Annotated in this window: 22 protein-coding genes; 14 read left to right on the top strand and 8 right to left on the bottom strand. The window is 55.5% G+C overall.

The genetic code is table 11. The features are described 5' to 3' along the window. Window positions 1–26 precede the first annotated feature (26 nt). From hutZ to ACWAU4_RS18310, 3 genes are read right to left on the bottom strand one after another with little or no spacing between them, the layout of a single operon-like run. Complete coding sequence (gene hutZ / locus ACWAU4_RS18300) at window positions 27–560, bottom strand: heme utilization protein HutZ (RefSeq protein ID WP_025008892.1); 534 nt, start codon at window positions 558–560, stop codon at window positions 27–29. Next, window positions 557–1,105: a heme utilization cystosolic carrier protein HutX gene (gene hutX / locus ACWAU4_RS18305; RefSeq protein WP_394805936.1), complete on the bottom strand. Its 549-nt coding sequence runs from the start codon at window positions 1,103–1,105 to the stop codon at window positions 557–559. Before hutX ends, hutZ begins: the two co-directional genes overlap by 4 nt. 11 nt (window positions 1,106–1,116) lie before the next feature. Further along, window positions 1,117–3,168 carry a TonB-dependent hemoglobin/transferrin/lactoferrin family receptor gene (locus tag ACWAU4_RS18310; RefSeq protein WP_208126223.1) on the bottom strand — a complete coding sequence of 684 codons (2,052 nt, stop codon included), beginning with the start codon at window positions 3,166–3,168 and terminating at the stop codon, window positions 1,117–1,119. Window positions 3,169–3,595: 427 nt separating this feature from the next. Between ACWAU4_RS18310 and ACWAU4_RS18315 the strand changes: the two genes are divergently transcribed. The 8 genes from ACWAU4_RS18315 (at window position 3,596) to ACWAU4_RS18350 (ending at window position 10,093) form a co-directional block, all read left to right on the top strand. Then, the gene (locus ACWAU4_RS18315; RefSeq protein WP_208125085.1) at window positions 3,596–4,402 is read left to right on the top strand and encodes an energy transducer TonB; all 807 of its coding nucleotides are present in this window, start codon (window positions 3,596–3,598) and stop codon (window positions 4,400–4,402) included. 14 nt (window positions 4,403–4,416) lie between these two features. After that, window positions 4,417–5,133, top strand: coding sequence for a MotA/TolQ/ExbB proton channel family protein (locus ACWAU4_RS18320; protein ID WP_028779489.1), 717 nt, complete (start codon window positions 4,417–4,419; stop codon window positions 5,131–5,133). Then, entirely contained in the window at window positions 5,130–5,537 is a 408-nt protein-coding gene (locus tag ACWAU4_RS18325; RefSeq protein WP_025008886.1) for an ExbD/TolR family protein, read from the top strand. Before ACWAU4_RS18320 ends, ACWAU4_RS18325 begins: the two co-directional genes overlap by 4 nt. 64 nt (window positions 5,538–5,601) lie before the next feature. Beyond that, a complete protein-coding gene (locus ACWAU4_RS18330) occupies window positions 5,602–6,441 on the top strand; it encodes a heme/hemin ABC transporter substrate-binding protein (RefSeq protein WP_208125086.1) in 840 nt (279 codons plus the stop codon). A gap of 2 nt (window positions 6,442–6,443) precedes the next feature. Then, on the top strand, window positions 6,444–7,463 hold the full coding sequence (locus ACWAU4_RS18335; protein WP_071238416.1) for a FecCD family ABC transporter permease: 1,020 nt from the start codon (window positions 6,444–6,446) through the stop codon (window positions 7,461–7,463). Window positions 7,464–7,471: 8 nt separating this feature from the next. Then, window positions 7,472–8,317 carry a heme ABC transporter ATP-binding protein gene (locus tag ACWAU4_RS18340; RefSeq protein WP_144227899.1) on the top strand — a complete coding sequence of 282 codons (846 nt, stop codon included), beginning with the start codon at window positions 7,472–7,474 and terminating at the stop codon, window positions 8,315–8,317. A gap of 169 nt (window positions 8,318–8,486) precedes the next feature. Continuing rightward, the gene (locus tag ACWAU4_RS18345; protein WP_025888641.1) at window positions 8,487–8,828 is read left to right on the top strand and encodes a DUF2956 domain-containing protein; all 342 of its coding nucleotides are present in this window, start codon (window positions 8,487–8,489) and stop codon (window positions 8,826–8,828) included. Between the two features lie 206 nt (window positions 8,829–9,034). After that, window positions 9,035–10,093 carry a phospholipase C/P1 nuclease family protein gene (locus ACWAU4_RS18350; RefSeq protein ID WP_208125087.1) on the top strand — a complete coding sequence of 353 codons (1,059 nt, stop codon included), beginning with the start codon at window positions 9,035–9,037 and terminating at the stop codon, window positions 10,091–10,093. Here ACWAU4_RS18350 and ACWAU4_RS18355 read toward each other — a convergent pair. After that, the gene (locus ACWAU4_RS18355) at window positions 9,995–10,300 is read right to left on the bottom strand and encodes a winged helix-turn-helix domain-containing protein (protein WP_025008880.1); all 306 of its coding nucleotides are present in this window, start codon (window positions 10,298–10,300) and stop codon (window positions 9,995–9,997) included. The two genes, ACWAU4_RS18350 and ACWAU4_RS18355, sit on opposite strands and share 99 nt — an antisense overlap. A gap of 225 nt (window positions 10,301–10,525) precedes the next feature. On the opposite strand from ACWAU4_RS18355, the gene ACWAU4_RS18360 reads away from it, so the two are divergent. Genes ACWAU4_RS18360 through ACWAU4_RS18370 form a run of 3 tightly spaced genes read left to right on the top strand, consistent with a single transcriptional unit; the run spans window position 10,526 to window position 13,147 of the window. Continuing rightward, window positions 10,526–11,074, top strand: a complete 549-nt coding sequence (locus tag ACWAU4_RS18360) for a PH domain-containing protein (protein ID WP_454290342.1) — start codon at window positions 10,526–10,528, stop codon at window positions 11,072–11,074. Between the two features lie 5 nt (window positions 11,075–11,079). Beyond that, complete coding sequence (locus ACWAU4_RS18365; protein ID WP_243756889.1) at window positions 11,080–12,558, top strand: PH domain-containing protein; 1,479 nt, start codon at window positions 11,080–11,082, stop codon at window positions 12,556–12,558. 25 nt (window positions 12,559–12,583) lie between these two features. Beyond that, on the top strand, window positions 12,584–13,147 hold the full coding sequence (locus ACWAU4_RS18370) for a DUF924 family protein (protein WP_208125090.1): 564 nt from the start codon (window positions 12,584–12,586) through the stop codon (window positions 13,145–13,147). Between the two features lie 25 nt (window positions 13,148–13,172). Here the strand turns inward: ACWAU4_RS18370 and ACWAU4_RS18375 are convergent, their stop codons facing one another. Then, entirely contained in the window at window positions 13,173–13,604 is a 432-nt protein-coding gene (locus tag ACWAU4_RS18375; protein WP_025008878.1) for a universal stress protein, read from the bottom strand. 89 nt (window positions 13,605–13,693) lie between these two features. Between ACWAU4_RS18375 and ACWAU4_RS18380 the strand changes: the two genes are divergently transcribed. Continuing rightward, window positions 13,694–14,938, top strand: a complete 1,245-nt coding sequence (locus ACWAU4_RS18380; protein ID WP_167716454.1) for a lysozyme inhibitor LprI family protein — start codon at window positions 13,694–13,696, stop codon at window positions 14,936–14,938. Between the two features lie 51 nt (window positions 14,939–14,989). Here ACWAU4_RS18380 and ACWAU4_RS18385 read toward each other — a convergent pair whose 3' ends face one another. Continuing rightward, complete coding sequence (locus tag ACWAU4_RS18385; protein ID WP_028779496.1) at window positions 14,990–15,373, bottom strand: SpoIIAA family protein; 384 nt, start codon at window positions 15,371–15,373, stop codon at window positions 14,990–14,992. 199 nt (window positions 15,374–15,572) lie between these two features. Here ACWAU4_RS18385 and ACWAU4_RS18390 point away from each other — a divergent pair, with 199 nt between their 5' ends. Both ACWAU4_RS18390 and ACWAU4_RS18395 read left to right on the top strand, forming a co-directional pair. After that, on the top strand, window positions 15,573–17,021 hold the full coding sequence (locus ACWAU4_RS18390; RefSeq protein ID WP_054743794.1) for a coniferyl aldehyde dehydrogenase: 1,449 nt from the start codon (window positions 15,573–15,575) through the stop codon (window positions 17,019–17,021). Continuing rightward, window positions 17,018–17,632: a TetR/AcrR family transcriptional regulator gene (locus ACWAU4_RS18395; protein ID WP_159352829.1), complete on the top strand. Its 615-nt coding sequence runs from the start codon at window positions 17,018–17,020 to the stop codon at window positions 17,630–17,632. The genes ACWAU4_RS18390 and ACWAU4_RS18395 overlap by 4 nt, the downstream gene beginning before the upstream one ends. 171 nt (window positions 17,633–17,803) lie before the next feature. Here ACWAU4_RS18395 and ACWAU4_RS18400 read toward each other — a convergent pair whose 3' ends face one another. Continuing rightward, complete coding sequence (locus ACWAU4_RS18400; RefSeq protein ID WP_025008874.1) at window positions 17,804–18,589, bottom strand: CsgG/HfaB family protein; 786 nt, start codon at window positions 18,587–18,589, stop codon at window positions 17,804–17,806. After that, window positions 18,586–18,978: a curli assembly protein CsgF gene (locus tag ACWAU4_RS18405; RefSeq protein WP_045283050.1), complete on the bottom strand. Its 393-nt coding sequence runs from the start codon at window positions 18,976–18,978 to the stop codon at window positions 18,586–18,588. Before ACWAU4_RS18405 ends, ACWAU4_RS18400 begins: the two co-directional genes overlap by 4 nt. Window positions 18,979–18,989 lie beyond the last annotated feature (11 nt).

The raw sequence follows: 18,989 nt of genomic DNA on the forward strand, positions 1-18,989 counted from the left end.
GGCGCCAAAGCGCCGGTGAGTCCAGCTCAGGCAGGCACAGCCTTGGGCGTTCCATGGTGGCCATCACGCATCCAGTTGACATCCAACAACTCGGCACCGCTGAGACTGAACGCCTGGCCAAAGCCTTTGACATAGAGACCGCGCTCGGGCACCAGCTTAAACAGGTTGAAATCGGTCAATGCCGCCAGGTTATCTATCATCTCACCGAAGCGCCCGGACAGCACCTGTACCCCTTTGGCAAAGCCCTGGCTGTCTCTTGCTATCAGTTCGGCGGCGGCATCAAAGGTCAGGCGGCGGCGGGCAAACACGCTGCGCGCCTCGGCTTCGTCTTCCACCAGCATCACAGATACCCGCGGTGACTGTTTGAGGTTAATACCGTGACGCGCCAGATCGCTTACCAGAATATAGAAGCCATCATCGGCCAGCGCGAACGGCGCATAACTGGCGTTGGGGATCCCGTTGGCATCCTGGGTCGCCAACTGCAAGGTGGTACGCCCCTGTTTGAAGTCTTCGATTTCCGGCAGCAGTTTTTCCTGCAGGCGTTGGTTCTCACTGGTCATATTTCCCCCTTTTTGGCAGCCACTTCACCACGGTGACGCCAGTCGGCAAACAGTGCCAACTGTGGCGGCAGCAGCTTGCGTTGTTGATCCCGGCCCAGATAGGCCTTAAAAACGATGGCGCCATCAGGGCCAAAGAAGTTAATCGAATGGCTTTCAGTGCCCCGAAATGGACGACTTATCAAGGCGATGGCACTGAAATTCTCCAATTTCAGATGGCCATGCAAGCCATCTCCCTTGCTGTAGAGGTTAAAGTAGCCATGAGCCGTCTTTCCCTTGGGGAAATCGCCTTTAAATTCAAATATCTGCCCGGCAACTGTGACTATGGTGGTCAACTTGCCCCACTCAGGCAGTGCCTGCAGCAGGGCTTCCAGCCATTCCAGCGGCAAGAATTGCTGCTGCTCGGCCGGTAATGCCTGCACCACCTCAAGCTCAGAAATCCCAAGATTGGCGGCGGCATCGGCCGGCAACCACTCGGGGTGTTCCAGCATGGCGGCGGCTATCTGCAGGCGGCCAGCGGCCGCCCTTGTTGTATCGCTTATCTGCATCTGTTGCTCCATCAGAAACGGTAACGGGCCGAGAGCTTGAAGTTGCGCCCTTGATCCATCAGGGTTTGCCAGGCTTGGATGTATTCTTCATCGCCAATGTTTTCAATGGCAAAGTCGACCCGCAGCCCTTCGAAGGTCCCCATGGCTGGCTCCCAAGCCAGATACACATCCCATAGGGTGTAGTCCTGGTAGCGGTTAACCGGGTTATCTTCGGGCACCCTGTCTTGACTGGCGTTATAGCTAACCCGGGTTCCCAGCTTCATATCACCCGCCATGATCCCCTGCGACAAGTCGAGCACCAACTTGTTGGCCGGAATATTGGCCAGATAGCCCCCATCATGTCTGTCTTTGCCTTCAGTCTGGCCGTAGCTGAGCGATAAGCGGGTCTGGTTGATGCGATATTTTCCTGTCAGCTCGAAGCCGGTCAGTCTGGCCTTGTCGACGTTATCCCAGCGGGTGTTCTGCTCGAGCCCGGGGATGCCGTGCAGTGGATTGGTCACCCGCTGCTCGATAAAGTCGTCGACATCGTTTCTGAATACACTCAGGCTCAGCGCCAGTTCATCGTTGCCCGCCAGCTCGGCAAAGCGCATATCGGCCTTCAGTTCCTTGTTCTTGGCCTTTTCAGCCTTGAGGTTTTCATTGACCTCAAAGGTATTGCACAGGCCGTTGGGCAAGAAATTGGGGATGGGAGGAATACAGTAGTGAGTGCCACTGGAGTACATCTCCTCCACTGATGGCGCGCGGAAGGCTTCATCGTAACGGGCGCTGAGTGTCAGCCATGGCGCTGTCTTCCACACCAGTGCCAACGAGGGAGACAAGGCATCGTCATCACTGGAATGGCCCAGGTTATTGCTTTCGTTTTCAAAGCTGTCGTAACGCAGCGCCGGATCCAATGACCAGTTTTCCCCCAGAGCGATATTGGCGGCCACGAAAGCGCCCCACACCCGAGACTCACCATCTATGTTGCCGGGACGCTGACCGCTCTGGCCGCTGTCATCACGGAAGGTTTCTATCTGGTCGCGGTAGCCGTCCAGACCATAGGTTAATTTGAGCCCCTGCCATTGACTGCGATTGGCAATACTGAACCCCAGGGTTTCATATTCTGTGGTGTCGAACTGGCCCTTGGTCAGGCGATTCTCATCATAATCTGTCTTGTTCCAGTAGAACTTGGCATCCAGATCCAGCAGGGCGTTGCTACTTGGTGCCAGGCTGTAGTCCAGGGTCAGGTTGGAATCTTTGCTGTCACGGCGCACCAGAGGCACACTGTTGCTGACATCTGTGGCCGGGTTGCTGGGCACGGCTTCGGAGATCTCGTTGATCCTGCCGGAAAGTTGCAGCCTTTGCGCTTCATCCAACTGCCAACCAAACTTGGCCAAGCCACTGCGGCTGCGGCTGGCGCTGTTTCCCAGGGTATTGTCATTACCTGCCTTGATGTTGTCGCCATCGCTGTAGCTGCCGTTCAACAACCAGTCGATACTGCCCTTGGCACCATAAATGGCACCACTGCTCTTGCTGCGCTGGCCATTGGTTTCATAGCCCTGCTTTAGATAGCCACCAAAGCTCTGGCCTTCGTCGAGCATCTCCCTGGCCGACTTGGTGTTTTGTGATACCACACCGCCTATGGCGCCACTGCCCCAAAGGCTGGAAGCCGGGCCGCGTACCACCTCAACAGAACTGAGCAGCTCAGGGTCCATAAAGAAGGTACCTCTGTGGCCGGCGCTGGTGTTTTGCCTGGCGCCATCTATGGTCTGCAATACCCTCTGACCACTGAGACCACGAATTTCCACCTGCTGGGCAGACGCCCTGGGGCCATTGGCGATATTGATGTTGGCTTCAGTCTTGAGCACTTCGGCCACCGAGTCGCCCTGCTTCTCGGCCAACTGCTCTTCGCCGACAACCGCAGCACTGCGGCTGGACTCAGAGACTTTCTCCTGAATGCGGGTAGCACTTACCAGCATCTCATCAAATTCTGCTGTTTTCACCTGCTCGGCAACAGCGGCCAGACTCAGGAAGGGGGTTCCCAGTGCCAGAGTAATAGCCATAACCAGCGGCTTTCTATTCATCATCTTGATCCTCAAACAGATTATCAGGCTGTATCTCCAGCCTTTCTCATGGGAGTGGTGTTTCTGAAAAACAAGTTGAGACAGAGGGCCGCAGGCCCGGGATAACACCACTTAAGCTGGCACTCTAGCTTAGCTTTAGAAAAGGATCAAATAATAATTATTATCATTTGCGATCTTATTTCTACTCGTATATCTTAACCCAAAGGAAGGGTAAGTTCCGGGAGTGGTACCGTCTGTAGCAGCAGAATAGCGGCGCTATCCAAACGGTAAAGGCTGACCGGGCAGTAAAGGCAGGAACCATGGAATGGTGGCGGCTCAGGGACAGAGCCGACCCAAGACAGAACAGCATTGAGCCTTACGGGTCATTGCTTAGTTGAATTTAAACATTCACCCGCCGCAACAAGCGGTTGTAAACAGGAGTAACGGCGTGACCCCCAAGCGTTATTGTGGTTTTGCGCTCATGGCATTGTCACTTCAGAGTGCCGTATTGGCCTCTCAGACTGCCACCCCAGATCCTTTGGTAATGCCCACCAAGGGCGGTTTGCAATTGAGTTTCAGCGCAGCCCCTGCTGCAGCGTCCCAAACTGCCTCTGCCCAGACTCAAAACCAGACTGCTACCGCCGAAAGCCACCCTGCGACAAAAGCCCCATCCGCTAAGCATAAAGAAGCTGAACATAAAGCCCCTCAACATCAAGAACCGCTGAAACAGAATGTGGCGAAACCTGAGCCGCCAAAGTCAGAGCAGCTCAAAGCCAAGCCTGCCAAAGCGAGTCAGAAACAAACTTCAAAGATGAGCAAGCCACAACCGACTCAGGAAAAGCCGCGAGAGATAACAGAGAAATCTGAACCGAAACACGCCTCAACGACTCCGCGAGCAGAACCTGTGCACCGTGAGGAGAAGCCGGGCATTCCTTCGTCGCCGGTTCAAACAGCCGGCACCCCAGGGCTGAATCACACCATAGAGCTGGCTGAGCCTGTATTTGCCAGCCCGCCGACGCCGCCGAGCTACCCCAGACTCGCCCGCAAGCGGGGCTTTGAGGGCACGGCTCTGGTGGACATCTTCTTTGATCATCAAGGCAAAACCCAAAACGCCCTGCTCGTCAGCAGCTCAGGCTATTCCATTCTGGATGAAGCGGCATTGGCCGCTGTACGCCACTGGCAGTTCAGCATTCCTTCCCAAGCCTCAGCCGCCCGTTTCAAAGTCAGGGTGCCGGTTCGCTTCGCCCTTAATTAACAGTTGGAGACACGATGGAATTAAGTTTGTACCAAAGCCTGCACCAGCAACTTGGCGATCTCACCTGGCCTTTGCTCATCTGCGCCTTTCTGACCCTGATGATATTGCTGGAGCGCTTTGCCATCTTGTTGCCGAGCCTGTTCAGGCGCCAATCCTGGCTCGGCGAATTGCGCAGCGGCACACTGGATGAAAGCTGTGACAGCCTGCTTGAACGCCTGAAAGATAACCGGGGACTGATTTCCTGCGGTGCCCGCCATTTGCTGAGACAGGCCGCACAACCCAAGGCGCTGCGGGAAGAGTTGTTGTCACTTTGGCTGGCAAAGGAGAAACGCAAACTCCACGCCGGGCTCAAGTTGCTGCAATACATAGGTGCCATCAGCCCGCTTCTGGGTTTGCTCGGCACTGTGCTGGGGCTACTGGAGATGTTCAACGATATTGGCGCCAATCAGAGTGACAGTATCACTCCGGCCTTGTTGGCCTCGGGCTTGGGATTGGCCATGTACACCACAGCCGCCGGCTTGTTGATCGCCGTACCCGCGCTGTTGGGAGCACAGCTGTTCGGACTCTGGGCCGAGCGCTCAGTGGCCTCCTGCGCCCATGTACTGAATCAACTCAACCTTTGGCTGGAAGGAGTTCCACTGCAGGGCGAAGACAATGATTACGCTGCTTTTAACCTGACCAAACTCAGTCAAATCAATGGCAAGCGTCGCCATCCGGAGCCGCTGTCATGATTGAAATTAAGGAAGAGCATGGCCTGGATAGCGGCCTGGATCTAACCCCATTGATAGACATCATCTTCATTGTGCTGGTGTTTTTGCTGCTCACAGCCAATCCCAAGTTATTGAGCCTGCCGATTGAAGTGCCGGATAACAGTGCCACAACTTTGAGCCCACAAGCACAGACTCAATTGACGGTAAGCGTGTTACCCCAGGCGCCGTTCTGGGCGCTCAACGAACAAAAATTTGCCCGGTTCGACGCGTTCGAGCAGGCACTGACTCAGGCGCTGGCCGACAATCCCGAACTGACTTTGGTGGTAGCCGCCGACAAGGAGGCAAGAGTCCAGCCGCTGATGCAGCTGCTGAGTCTGCTGCAGCGGCTGGAAATAAGCCAGACCCGGGTCCTGATGGAACCCTAAACAACTGATGAAACCTCAGACACAAGTCTGTGGCGATGAGTCCCTGAATTATTTTGGAGCTAGAATGAAAAACTCTCTTATCTTCCTCTGTGGCCTGCTCGCCATGCCGCTTTTTGCCGCAGAAGAACCTCCCAAGCGAGTGATCAGTGCCGGTGCCGGCGTCACTGAATTGGTACTGGCATTGGATGCCGCCCCACAACTGGTGGCTGTTGACGCCAGCAGCGCCCTGCCAGGAACGCTGAAACTGCCAAGACTCGGCTACCACAGAATGCTTTCAGCCGAGGGCATATTGGCGCAAAAACCGGATCTCCTGATTGGCACCTCTGTGATGGGACCGGCCAGCAGTATAGAGCTGGTAAAACAGGCCGGTGTGCCGGTTATCACCCTGAATGCGGCCGATACCGCCGAGCAACTACAGCAAAATATTCTCACTCTGGGAAAGGCTCTGAATAAGGAAAAAGCCGCCACCGAACTGGCCAATACCCTGGGTGACAGGTTACAGCAATTGGCGCAATCAGCGGCCAAATTCGAACATCCGCCCAGAATCATGTTTATGTTGTTGCAGTCAGAGCGTCCCGCCAGGGTCGGCGGCGCCGATACGGCCGCCGATATCATTATCCAGCTGGCCGGTGCCACCAACGCCGCCGACTTCAGCGGCTACCGCAGCCTGTCTCAGGAAGGCATTCTGGCGCTCAAGCCAGAGCTGATTTTACTCTCAAGCGCCAGCGAGCAACCAGAACCTCAAGCCGATAAGCTACTTAAGAGCATGCCGCTACTGGCCCATACTCCGGCCGGAAAAGCCGGTTTGATCCGGGATCTTCAACCTCAGGCATTGCTCGGGGGATTGGGTATCTCCGCCATTGAAGCGGCCGAATCCCTGAATCAGGAACTGCTGGAGCAATAATCATGGCTGCCGTGCTGCCCCCCCACCGCCATCCCTGGCTCTGGCCAGGACTCGCCAGCCTGCTGCTGTTTTCCGCATTGCTCTCGATAGCAACCGGACCTGTGACCATAGGCTTGAGCGATATAATCGACTCCCTGCTTGGCTCAATCGCCGCCGGGCAGGAAGCCAATGCCCTGATAGTGCAAAATGTCCGTCTGCCGAGAACCTTGCTGGCACTGATTGTCGGCGCCCTGTTGGCACAGTGCGGCGCCGTAATGCAAGGCCTGTTTCGTAACCCTCTGGCGGATCCCGGCATCATAGGTGTGTCCTCGGGCGCGGCGCTGGGAGCCGCCATCTGCATAGTGCTGCTGCCACATCTTGGCAGCTATGCCGTCCCCCTTGGTGCTTTTCTCTGCGGTCTGGCAACCAGTTTACTGGTTTACCGGCTCGCCACTTCAGGTGGCAGCACCTCAGTGGTGTTACTCCTGCTGGCCGGGGTGGCTATTACCGCCCTGGCCGGTGCCGGAATTGGCATGCTGACTTTCCTTGCCAACGACATGGCACTGCGGGATCTCAGCCTGTGGCAGTTGGGGGCCATCGCCGGTGCCAGTTGGCAATCTGTATTTATCTGTCTGCCGGTACTGGCCTTGGTGAGTTGGCAGTTCAACAAACAGGCATTGGCGCTCAACGCCCTGTTGCTGGGCGAATCCGAGGCGCGTCATCTGGGCATAGAGGTAGACAGGCTCAAGCTGAAGTTGATCTTACTCTGCTCTTTGGGTGTCGGTGTTGCCGTGGCGGCCACCGGCATCATAGGTTTTATCGGACTGGTGGTACCACATCTGGTGCGGCTGCTCAAGGGGCCGGATCATCGGCAACTGCTGCCGCTGAGTGCCATTCTCGGCGCCGTGCTGCTGGCCTTGGCCGACTCAGGGGCCCGCACCTTGATGTCACCGGCCGAGATCCCTGTCGGCCTGATGACGGCTCTGCTCGGCGCTCCCTTCTTCCTCTATCTGCTGCTGAGTCAGCGACGTAAGCTTTATTGAGGTACTCCATGCCTTCACTCGAATCCGTGACCACGACAACTGCCGCACAAACACCGGCTATATCATTTGAGTCCACCGCAGTTACTGAGCAAGTACTGGAGCTCAAACATCTACATGCCAGAGTCGACAACAAGCCCTTGCTGACCGATGTCAGTTGCCGACTGCAAAGCGGCCAATTTTACGCTCTACTGGGGCCCAATGGCGCCGGCAAGTCCAGTCTGCTGCGGTTGTTGACTCAGGAGCTCAAGGCCGATGCCGGGCGGATAAGCCTTCACGGCTCGCCTCTTGGGCAGTGGCCGAAGCAAGCCTTGGCCAGGCATCTGGCCATGTTGCCGCAACACTCGAGTCTCAGCTTTCCCTTCAGCGTTCGTGAAGTGGTAGCCATGGGCCTGTATCCTCTCAGTCTCAGTGCGAGAGATGCCGCCCAACTGGTTGAGCAGCAACTGTGGCGTCTGGATCTGGCTCACCTGAGTGAGCGCAGCTATCCGGCACTGTCCGGCGGTGAACGCCAGCGGGTTCAGTTGGCCAGGGTTTTGACTCAATTGGCCCAGGCCGAGCACTCGTCTGTACTCTTGCTGGATGAACCCACTTCGGCGCTGGATTTGGCCCAGCAACACAGAGTACTGCGACTCGCCAGAGAGCTGGCTCATGAGCAGGGCTACACTGTATTGGCCGTGCTGCACGACCTCAACCAGGCCAGTCACTATGCCGATCAGTTGCTGGTTATGGACAAAGGAAAACTCCTGGTTCAGGGCGAGCCCCAACAGGCTTTGACGCCTGAACTGATTTCCAGGGTCTGGCACTATGAACCGGGCACCTTCGCCGACGAGCAGGGGCAGAGACTCTATTTTTAAAGCTATCAAAATCTTGCCAATAAAGGCCCTTGCATTATGGCCCTGCCATAAGAGCATTTGACCCCGAACAAGTTCAGCACCGACAGGCGCCTTTGATGTGAAGCCGTCTGTGGTCAGAACTCCAAGCAGGCAGGTATAATCCTAGGGTCAGTCATCAACCCCATCAGAGATGAACAAGAAGCCAGCGATTTCCAACGAAACCCAAACCGAAGCCATGCGCATGGCCAAAGCCACTCAAAAGGCGGGGCAGACCAAGGAGCAAACCCGCCTCATTGCCCAGGGCATAGAGAAAGGCATTGCCGAATACAAGAAGCAACAAAAGGCCAAGGCCAGAGCAAGAGACAAGGCGCGCAAGCAAGAGCTGAGACAGAAAAACAGGCTCCAGCACGACTCGGATGACAGCGCAGATGCGGCAGAAATAACGCCATCCCATGCCCCCAAGTGGCTGCTGTGGTTTCCCTGGATACTGCTTGGCCTTAGCTGGCTTGGGTTTGCTCTCTACCTGGCTTGAAAAACCTGGTCTTAGAAACCAGACTTGAAAAAGCCGGGCTTGGCCATAAAAATGTAAACAGTGCCAACTCGCGACAGGGCTACTCTGTCGCCGCGCATAGAAGCGGATTTATTTAGCGAAAATGAGTGGCGAAAGGTATTAAATAAGCCTTCGCAGCACCCGCGATTTTGCGACTCACCCTTTAGGAAGCCTGTCAGGAAGACTCGATGAAAACCACTACTCTCTCGGCCGGCATGGCTTTGTTGTGTAGCTTACTGCTTTGCAACTCAGCAATGGCCTATGATCCCAAACCCGGACACCTGCGCCTCACCGAACTCAGCTATCAGAAACTGGCGCAATGCCGCGGTGAAGTAGTCAACTCCGCCAGATTACAGCGACTGCAGGACGGCAACCTGGCCATGGATGAAGGCGCCGCCAAACTGCCCTCTTCCCTGTATGATAATCCCTGGAGTGATCAACTGTTTCCGGCCTATCGCCGCGTTGGCAACTGGCACTTTTATCATCCGGATAAAATCGACAAAGAGACAGTGCAGCCCGGACTTGTCAATATGTCACAGCAACGCCTGTGGGCCAGGGCCCAACTTGGGTTAACCATGGCCAATGACTCGGCCCAGCGGGATTACTTTGTCGGTGCCCTGCTGCATCTGTTGCAGGATGTCAGCGTGCCCGCCCATGTCACCCCCGTCTATCACGGGCCATCCCTTGTTGGCCTGTTTCCGCTGTTCACAACCAAGCTTACCCACTATCTCAAGGGGGAGCGCAGAGCCAAGTTCTATGGCATCAAGGATCCGATAGATTCATCGCCGGTTACTATAGAGCTGGAGGATTTACCATGCCCGACAACCGACTCAAAGCTGAATTATGATGCCATTCGTGAGCTACTGGCACGGCAAACCCTAGCGGCCATGGCCGAGCCCATTCCCAACTGCGGGAACAATCATTGGCAACTGTTTTGGAACAAAGAACTACCACACAACTATTTCAAAGGCTATAACCTGGAGTTACCGCCATTTGGCAGCAATGGTGATCTAGTAGTGGGAATGCAGACGCAGTGCGAGTTTAAGGCTAAAGGCAATCAACTGCAGGATCAGCGTTACTATGAATTTATCCAGCAGCGCCATATCCAGGCGGTTCTGGCCGGTATGCTGCTGTTACAACAGGCGGATTCAACTGTCGGCGAACAGCAGGGCACGGATCTGCTCCAGGTGAGTGCCGACCCAGGCGCTGTTAATCGGGCCCCAGGTGCGGATATGGTAGTGCCCTGAGTTATTCCGGCGGCCATCCTGAATAAAGTCCACCTGAATACCTATATCGCCGAAGGCGGCAATGGCGTCCTGTAAGGTGCGGCGCGGCATACCGGTTTCCTTCTGTAAGGACAACAGGTTATGTTGGGTATCGTCTATCAGATGGGCCAGATAGAGCTTACGCAGAAAGGCGGTTTGCTGTTTGGATACCTTATCGGCTTGGAACATACTCATCGTCCTGATGGTTTACAGCCAGTAACGGCGCGTTTGGGAGGCAAGCGCCACACGGGCAACAAAGTCTTGCTACCAAACTACTTGATATCCAGTTGTTAACACAAGTGCAATCGCTCAGGATCCGGAACTGCATCAAGTCTCTGCCATCCAAGCTAGCTGCTTGAAGCGACAAACTCTCTATTGCTATAGTCAGGTCAATGCCTCAAGGACTCAAAGCACATGGATACCCACTCGCCCCACTCGCCCCTGCCTCAGCAGCAGTGGTTGGGCTTTGACAGCCAACCCTTGACCCGTTTGTCTTCCCGCTACCGCCAACAATTGCTGTGGCAAAACCTGCTGCTGATGGCGCTGGTCATACTGCTGCTAGTGCCTGCTTTGCTACTCAGTGCCAAGCTGAGTGGTCTTGGAGTCATCATCTCGGTCACGCTGGCACTGCTGCTTTTGGGATTCAAGACCTGGCTCAATCAAAAACAAGCCGAAGCCATGGCTTATGGCGTTTGTGAATATGGCATTTTGCTGCGTGAAGGGCTTTGGTGGCAGAGCCATACCGCCATGCCGGCCAGCAGGCTGCAACATGTGAGCCTGTCTCAGGGGCCATTGCAGCGCCATTTCGGGCTGACAAGTTTGCGCTGCTACAGTGCCGGCAGTTCGGCGGCCGAGGTCAGCCTGCCCGGGCTGGATATTGAAGTAGCCGAAGCGCTGCGCCAACATCTGTTGTCTCTGGCGGGGAAGGATGGCGGTGAAACCTCGATGGAGACGCCGAATTGAGCCAGGTGCAGCAAGCCAACTGGCACTCGCTCTCACCCTGGGCGATCATCAGTTTCAGCCTCACCAGCCTGAAACACTTCCTCAGCAACGGCTATGCCCTGGTGCCTATCCTCTATACCGGCTGGCAGCAGGGATTTGACTCCGTCTGGCTGCCACTGGCGCTGGCATTGACCTTGGTAGTGATTTTTGCCCATGGACTGTTGAGCTGGCGCAAATTCCGTTATCGCTTGACTCGAGGACAACTCGAGGTCCACAGCGGCGCCCTGTTCAAGCGCAAAGTCGAGCTGCCGATAGACAGAATTCAGAATGTGCGTCTGGAACAGCCTTTTTACTTCAAGCCGTTGCGACTGGGTAACTTGATAGTGGAAACTGCGGGTTCGGCCAAGGATGAAGCCTGCTTAAGCGCAGTCACCCAAGCTCAGGCCGAGTCACTGAGGCGGCAATTGATGAAACGGGCCGACACAGACGAAAGCGCCCCCACCTCAGCACCGCCAAACTCCCGCTTACTGGTGAAGAAGTCCCTGGCAGAGCTGGCACTCTTTGGCCTGTATCAGAATAATTTTGTTTGGTTTGCCGTCATTGCAGGTCCGGTACTCAGCCAGCTCGAAGGCAGTCAACTGATGGAGCTGGGGCTGATACAAGTCTTCGACTGGCATCAGCAGCAGGTGAGTGGCAACCTGCTGCTGGAGCTGGGGTTCCTTGTTGGCCTTCTGCTCCTTGGCTATCTGCTGTTTTCCTTGATCTCAATAGTCGCGGCGCTGCTGAAATATGCCCCCTACCGCCTGACCCAGGAACTGGAAACATTACAGCGTAGCGGCGGCCTGCTGTCCCACCAGCAAGACATACTCAAGCAGCACAGAATTCAACTCATCAGTTTGCAGCAGCCGTTGCTGGCCCGCTGGCTGAAACGCTGGACTCTGAGCTTCAAGCAGGTAAAAGGCAATGAGGTGGAAGGTGGTAGCAACAATCACATGTTGGTGCCATCGCTCGGTAGAGGCGAAGTGCATCGCCTGCTAAAAAGGCTCAACCAAAGAAGCAGCAAGGCCGACCGTATTCCGAATCGTTGGCACCCCATTCACCCGAGCTGGTTTTACTATAGGGCGCTGTGGTGCTTAACGCCGGCGCCGCTGACATGGGCATTTACCGGCCCTACAGCAGAGACCTGGTTGCTGTTGCTGGCCGGAGTGTTGGCTGTCCTGGCGCTTTATCTGCGCTATCGTCAATGGGGTTTTTGGCGGGTTGAAAACGATCTCTGGATCCACAAGGGGCTCCTAGGCCACAGTTGGCAGTTGGTGTCGCTGAGCAAGGTGCAACATCTGCAGCTAATCCAAAGCCGGGGGCAAAAACGCCGAGGCCTCGCGAGCCTCAAACTTGGGCTGGCCAGCGGCGAACTGACACTGCCTGCCATTCCGCTGACCAAGGCGCAGGATATCGCGGCGCAAACCCTTGGGCTTATTGCCCATGATCACAGCAACTGGATTTAATCCCATTCAAATAGAAGGAATTGCCATGTCAGTTCAAACCGCTTCCGAGTACAAGCCACAACAGATAATCCATTTTTGGTTTGAAGAGATAAGCCCCAAGGCCTGGTGGGTCAAAGATCCTGAGTTTGACAACACAATTGAGCGTCGTTTCGGTGCCTTGCTACATGCGGCCCGTCAGGGCGAGTTATGGCATTGGCGACAAACGCCACAAGGGCGCCTGGCGGAAATTTTGCTGCTGGATCAGTTCTCACGCAACATTCACCGCGACACTCCCGATGCCTTCAGTGCCGATCCCATGGCATTGGCTCTGGCGCAGGAGGCGATCAGCATAGGCGCCGACAAACAGCTGCAAGCCCCTATGCTGGCATTTCTTTATATGCCCTTTATGCACAGCGAGTCGGCAGTTATTCATCAGCAGGCACAGAAACTGTTCGCCTCGGAACAAACCAGGGACAACTATGACTTTGAGTTGAGGCACAAGGCGATTATTGACAGGTTTGGCCGTTATCCCCATCGCAATGCCATATTGGGACGGCAGTCGACCGCCGAGGAGCTGGCCTTTCTCGAGCAGCCCGGCTCCTCGTTCTAGTACTCATTCAAGCCGCATCGACTTGTTACTTCACCACCAACACGGGGCAGCGAGCCTTGTTGGCCACGGCCTCGGCCACATTGGTACTGAGAAAATGGGCCAGGCCACTGCGACCGTGGCTGGCAATCACTATCATACCGACATCGGCAGACTCGGCTTCGGCCAGGATCTCCTCAACTGCGTCACCGCGGCGAATGACAGTTTCAATTTTCAGTGGACTGTTCAGCTTGGCCAGCAACTCATGCATCTTCTCGGCGGCGGCCTTCTCCATGGTTTGCGCCAACTCTTCCGGAGTGATGATCAACAACTGATAGTTTTCATCACCTATGGGCTGATCCACTACGTGCAAAATACGCAGCCCAACATGATAAAGGTTGGCCATTTCAATGGCATATCTCAATGCATTGGCAGCTGTATCACTGAAATCAGTGGGCCAGAGGATATCTTTGTTACGCATAGTGACCTCCTTGACACGACAGGCATCGACTGATGAGATACCTGTCGAATAATATCAACAAGTTATATTGCAATATTTTGAAGCACCCTATGAATACTTTACTCCATTTACCCGCAGCAGTAAGCCTATTGGTGATTATTTTTACTCCAGTTTACGCCGAGGATGCCGCCAGCCTGGTAGAGCGTGCCAAGGCGCTGCAACAAGCCGGACAGAGCCAGCAGGCCAAGCCGCTCTATGAGCAGGCTGCGGCCCTTGGCAGCAGCGAAGCCCACTTCATGCTGAGCTACAGTTATTCCTTACCTTTGGCTGAAGACATAGCGCATTTAAGCCAGGCAGCAAGGGCCGGTCACCCCAAGGCATTCTATTACCTGACAGATCGCCTGTTGACCCGCGGCGGCTCAGCAAATAGTGCCGACCCGCTCAGGCTGGGCGAGGTGTTAAAACAGTATCAAAGTCACCATCCGGACTTTAGCTTCGACTATCAAACCACGCTGGATGCCTGCATCTATGCCGGCAAGCCCGATTTCAACCGGCTCAATGCTCTGAGCGCGCCCTTAGAGGAAGGCTACAGCTATCGTTTGTGGCAACAGGCCGAGAATCTCTCCAAACTGCAAGATGGCAACAATTATGATCGCCAGGTGCTGCAGCTCATCTGTTATGGCGCCGAGGTACCGGCCGAGCTGGATATCGCCGTCAAAGACAGGCTCAAACTCGACCCTGGTGCCAAACAGACCACTGAATTTGATCTCTGCAACGCTATTACCAGTGGTATGGGAATGGGCTTTTGCGCCTCCCGGGAAGAAAAGCGACTGGAGCAACAGCGCCTCGCCAAACAAGAAGGGATCAACCAAAGCATCAAGCAACGCCTGGGGCAAGCGCCGCTTAAATTACTCGAGCCGGCCAACAGCGCATTCGAGCTATGGCTGCAAGCGAAAACCTCAAGGGAGGAAGGCCATGGCGGCAGTGGGCGCAGCGCCTTTATTATCGGCTCCCAGAGCGAGCAGCGGCAAGACTATCTGGCACGTTTGGAAATGCTCAGTAAGGGAGAGCAAGTGGTGAGCACTTTCCCTGACTTTGCCGGCGCCGACAAAGAGCTCAACCAGCTGTACCGCGCCTTGATGAAGAAACTGCGCCCTGCGGATGACCCCGAGCTTTATATGTTTGAAGTCACCAAAGAAGACCTTCGCGCGGTGCAGAGGTTGTGGCTTAAATACCGCGACAGCAATGCACGCCTATTTGCCGCGCTCCAGGAGTCCACCACTGAGCAGGAGTGGCAGGCACTCTTGACTCAGGAGCGTAGCGAGCAGCTCAAAACCCTGTTGGAATGGCAATAAAAAAACGCCCGCACCTCCTCACAGGTCGCGGGCGTTTCATGGCAAGGCGATTTAGTCTTTCAGCCAGTCGATGGCATCGAGGCGATCAACAAAGAACTTCATGTCCCCTGGCGTAAACCAGTCGGCCATCTTGGTCATCCATTCCTGCAAACTGGTATTGCCTATGATGGCAATCTTCTCGAAATGGCGCCCATGCTTGATCCCCAACTTGAGATCGTCCCACATGGCTCTGGCTTCCCAACCATCCATTTCGGTGACATCCAGCAGAGCGTAAATATCCGGATCCTTCACACCGGCTATCGCCGACTCCAGCATAGGCACCATGTATTCATAGTCTTCGTGGGTCAGTTTTCCCACGGCTTTCATGGTGACAAAGAAATCGTCATCACCATAACGCTCAATTCCGATTGAAATACCATGCATGTTCAAGCTCATCATCAATTCCTTATGTCAACGATTTCAAAAACAAGGCCCCATCTATTCGATTTCAGTCTAGTTGGCGGCCGTGATGCATTCTGTGATCCATATCAAATATAGCTCTGCTATTGCCAACCGGCGCAGACTGAACTAACATCAGACCGACTAATCAGTCGGTTACTTTAAAAGCAGCTTAATGACTGCCGAAGGAGGCAAAATGTCGCTTGTTAACCCAGAGCCGCTCACAGTGGAGAATCAGCAGCTGCTGCAAAAATTCACCGTGCAGCGCCAGGCTTTCAGTGCCGCCCCCATGCCAAGCCTTGGCGAGCGCAAGGCCAAGCTCAAGGCGCTGAAACAAGCCTTGCTGAAACACCAACAGGCCCTCACGGATGCACTCAGTCGCGACTATGGCCACAGGTCGACCGACGATAGCCTGATCTCCGATATACTGCCGGTCGTTACCCAGATCAACTACAGCCTCAGGCATCTCAAACGCTGGATGAAACCCAGTCGCCGCCATGCCGGATTATTGCTGGCCCCGGCCAGTGTCAGGGTGGAGTATCAGCCCAAAGGCGTGGTGGGCATCATAGTGCCGTGGAACTTCCCTATCATGTTGTCCTTGAGTCCGCTGGCCACAGTGATTGCCGCCGGTAACCGCGCCATGTTGAAGCTGTCTGAATTTACTCCCCACACCAATGCCGCCCTGCGTACCCTGCTGGCCGAAGTCTTCAATGGCTCCGAGGTCTGTGTGATTGAAGGGGAAGCCGAGATTGCCGCCAGTTTCTCCGCCCTGCCCTTCGATCATCTGCTGTTTACCGGCTCGACTCAGGTAGGACGCCATGTGATGCGCGCGGCGGCCGATAATCTCACTCCTGTCACCCTGGAGCTGGGAGGCAAGTCTCCTGTGTTAATCGCTCGGGACATGCCCATGGAGACAGCGGTAGAGCGCCTCATCTACGGCAAGTGCCTCAACGCCGGGCAAATTTGTGTCGCCCCCGACTATATTCTCTGCCCCAGTGGTAAAGAGGCCGAGTTTATTAGCGCCTATCGGCGCCGCTTCCAGCAGTTCTACCCCGACTTTGCCAACACCCCGGACTATGGCCAGATACTCAACGAGCGTCAGGCCGCCAGACTGGTCGCCCTCCTGGAAGATGCCACCGCCAAAGGGGCACAGGTATTTGCCGCCGACCGCGAGCAACCACTCAGCAAATTGCCCAGCGCCGAACAGCGCAAATGGCCCACCTTGCTGCTGACCAAGGTCAGCGACGATATGAAACTAATGCAGGAAGAGATCTTCGGCCCTTTGCTGCCCTTGGTCAGTTATCAAGAGCTGGGGCAGGCGCTCGACTATATCAAGGCGCGCCCCAGACCTTTGGCCCTGTATCTGATGAGTTTCGATAAAGAGGTGCAGCAAAAGGTATTGTCCCAAACCCACTCTGGCGGTGTCTGTATCAATGAAACCGTGTTTCATGTGGCCGCCGACGATGCCCCCTTCGGTGGCATAGGTCCGTCCGGCATGGGGCACTACCACGGCCAGGAAGGGTTTCGCACCTTCAGCCACGCCCGCACTGTGCTGTCCCGGGGGCGACTCAATACCGGCAAACTGGTGCATCCGCCCTACGGCAAGGGGATCCAGAAGCTGCTGCTGAAGGTGTTTCTCAGATGAAGCGCAGCAACGAAGCAACCCGGGCATTGAGCGGCAAACAGGACAAGAAGCAGCAGATCCTGGGCAGCGCATTGCAACTGTTTGTCGAGCAAGGTTTCTATGCCACCTCGACCGCCAGCATAGCCCGCCACGCCGGCGTGGCCACAGGCACCTTGTTCCATCACTTTAGCAGTAAAGAAATCCTGATGGACCAGCTGTTTCTGGCCATAAAGACAGAGTTTGCCGACGCCATTTCAGCAAGCTTGCCAAAGGCGCCGGCTACCACCACTGAATTGCCGCGGCAGGCAGAAATGCTGTGGCAGGCCGGGCTAGATTGGGCGCTGGCACAGCCTCTGAAGCTGAGCTTCTTCGTGCAATACGCCATGTCACCCAGTGTCAGTGAAGCGGTCAGGCAGCAGGCAATGCATGGCATTCTCGGCTTTATCGCTGAACTGTTGGAGCAGGGCATCAACCAAGGGGTATTGGCTGACCTACCCAGAGAGCTGTTGCTGGAGACTTGCCACAGCCAGTTCCTGGCGGCGGCGCGCTTCTTCTGCAACCAGCCTCAGAAGGCCACCCGGGAGGCCAGAGACGCCAGCTTTCGCCTGTTCTGGCGCGGTGTGGCAGCCTAGCCATTTGGAGTCAAAACCTAATGGCAGCCGGAAACCTGCCGCTTGAAATCGGCCTTCTGAAATGAACCAGCTGAAATGAACGCCCTGGAGTTAGTCAAACAAAGGGCCCGCAATTGCGGGCCCTTCTTTTTAAAAATCAACAAACTGCGGTTTACCTATCGCTCAAGCTGTTTATCCCTGACTCAGGCTGTTGTCGTCGCCCGAAGCCTCGGCGCTCCAGTAACCCATGCGGCTCCCCTTATCGATAAGCTCGGAGACCGCCAGTTCTATCGCCTGCAACACACAAAACTGTACCGGCTCATTGGTGGTAAAGCCCACTTCGGCCTCGGCCAGGCGGTTCAAACTGGTGTAACGGAACAGGCCGGCACGCATCTCCTGAGAGAACACCCGCTTGGTGGTATTGACCGACATTAGCACCTTACCTGTGTGTACATCCACCGCCCTGAGATAAATGGTCACCTGATCTTCCCGGTACAGCTCAGAGGCGCCTATGCCGTAGTATTCCACGCCACTGCCGCCGGTTTCCACGTTGGTTTCATAGCTGATGATCCCGCCTTCCAGAAGCAGCCTGGCATTGGTCAGGGTCGGCACTTCATTATTGCGCCCCTGCTGCTTACCTGAGATCTTGCGCTCGGTCAGCAGGTTCTGCAACCCTTCCCGCTCCACAGGGGTAAACCACCTGGAATCCAGCAGAGTCTGCACCAGCATGGAAGTGGCCCCCTGGGTCACTGCGGTCGAGAAGGAACTGACATTGGCCTGGGGCTTATATTGCCCGGTCTGATCCCGGAAAGAGTAAACCGCAACCGGGATAGGGAAACGCGGCCCCGGACGCGACTGCAGCGCCTTCATGGTTTCACTCAAGGGATTTACCTGGGCCTCATTGATATTCAAATCAGGCTTGGGAACCAGGCTGCAGCCCCCCAGCAGTAACAGTGGAACCAGTGCCAGCCACCTCATGGATTACCTCCATAGATAGGCATCTCTATCACAGTGACTTCGCCGGAAAGCAGGTTGGTAATGGTCAACATCACGCCGTTACCTGTGGAGGCGACTTCGACGCGGTAGTCACCCGTGTCATACACACCGTCGGTTATCTCACCGTCGGCCACACCGCGGGTGATTGAGTTAATAATGTTACGCTCCAGCGACTCCTTGAAGCGGGTAACAAAGTCCTTTTCATTGCCGGCGGCCTGATTGTCATTTTGGGCCTGGGCCTTGCTCAGCAGAAACGAACCGTTGAGAGGGTTACCGCCAAAACTGGGGTTGATTGGGGTATAGACCAGTTCGGTGGCCTGCCCCGAAAAAGCCAGCAAGGCGCCGGCTACGATTAACATCCTGAGTGTCATTGTGCTTGCTT

It is taken from the genome of Shewanella sp. FeAMO, assembly GCF_053653955.1.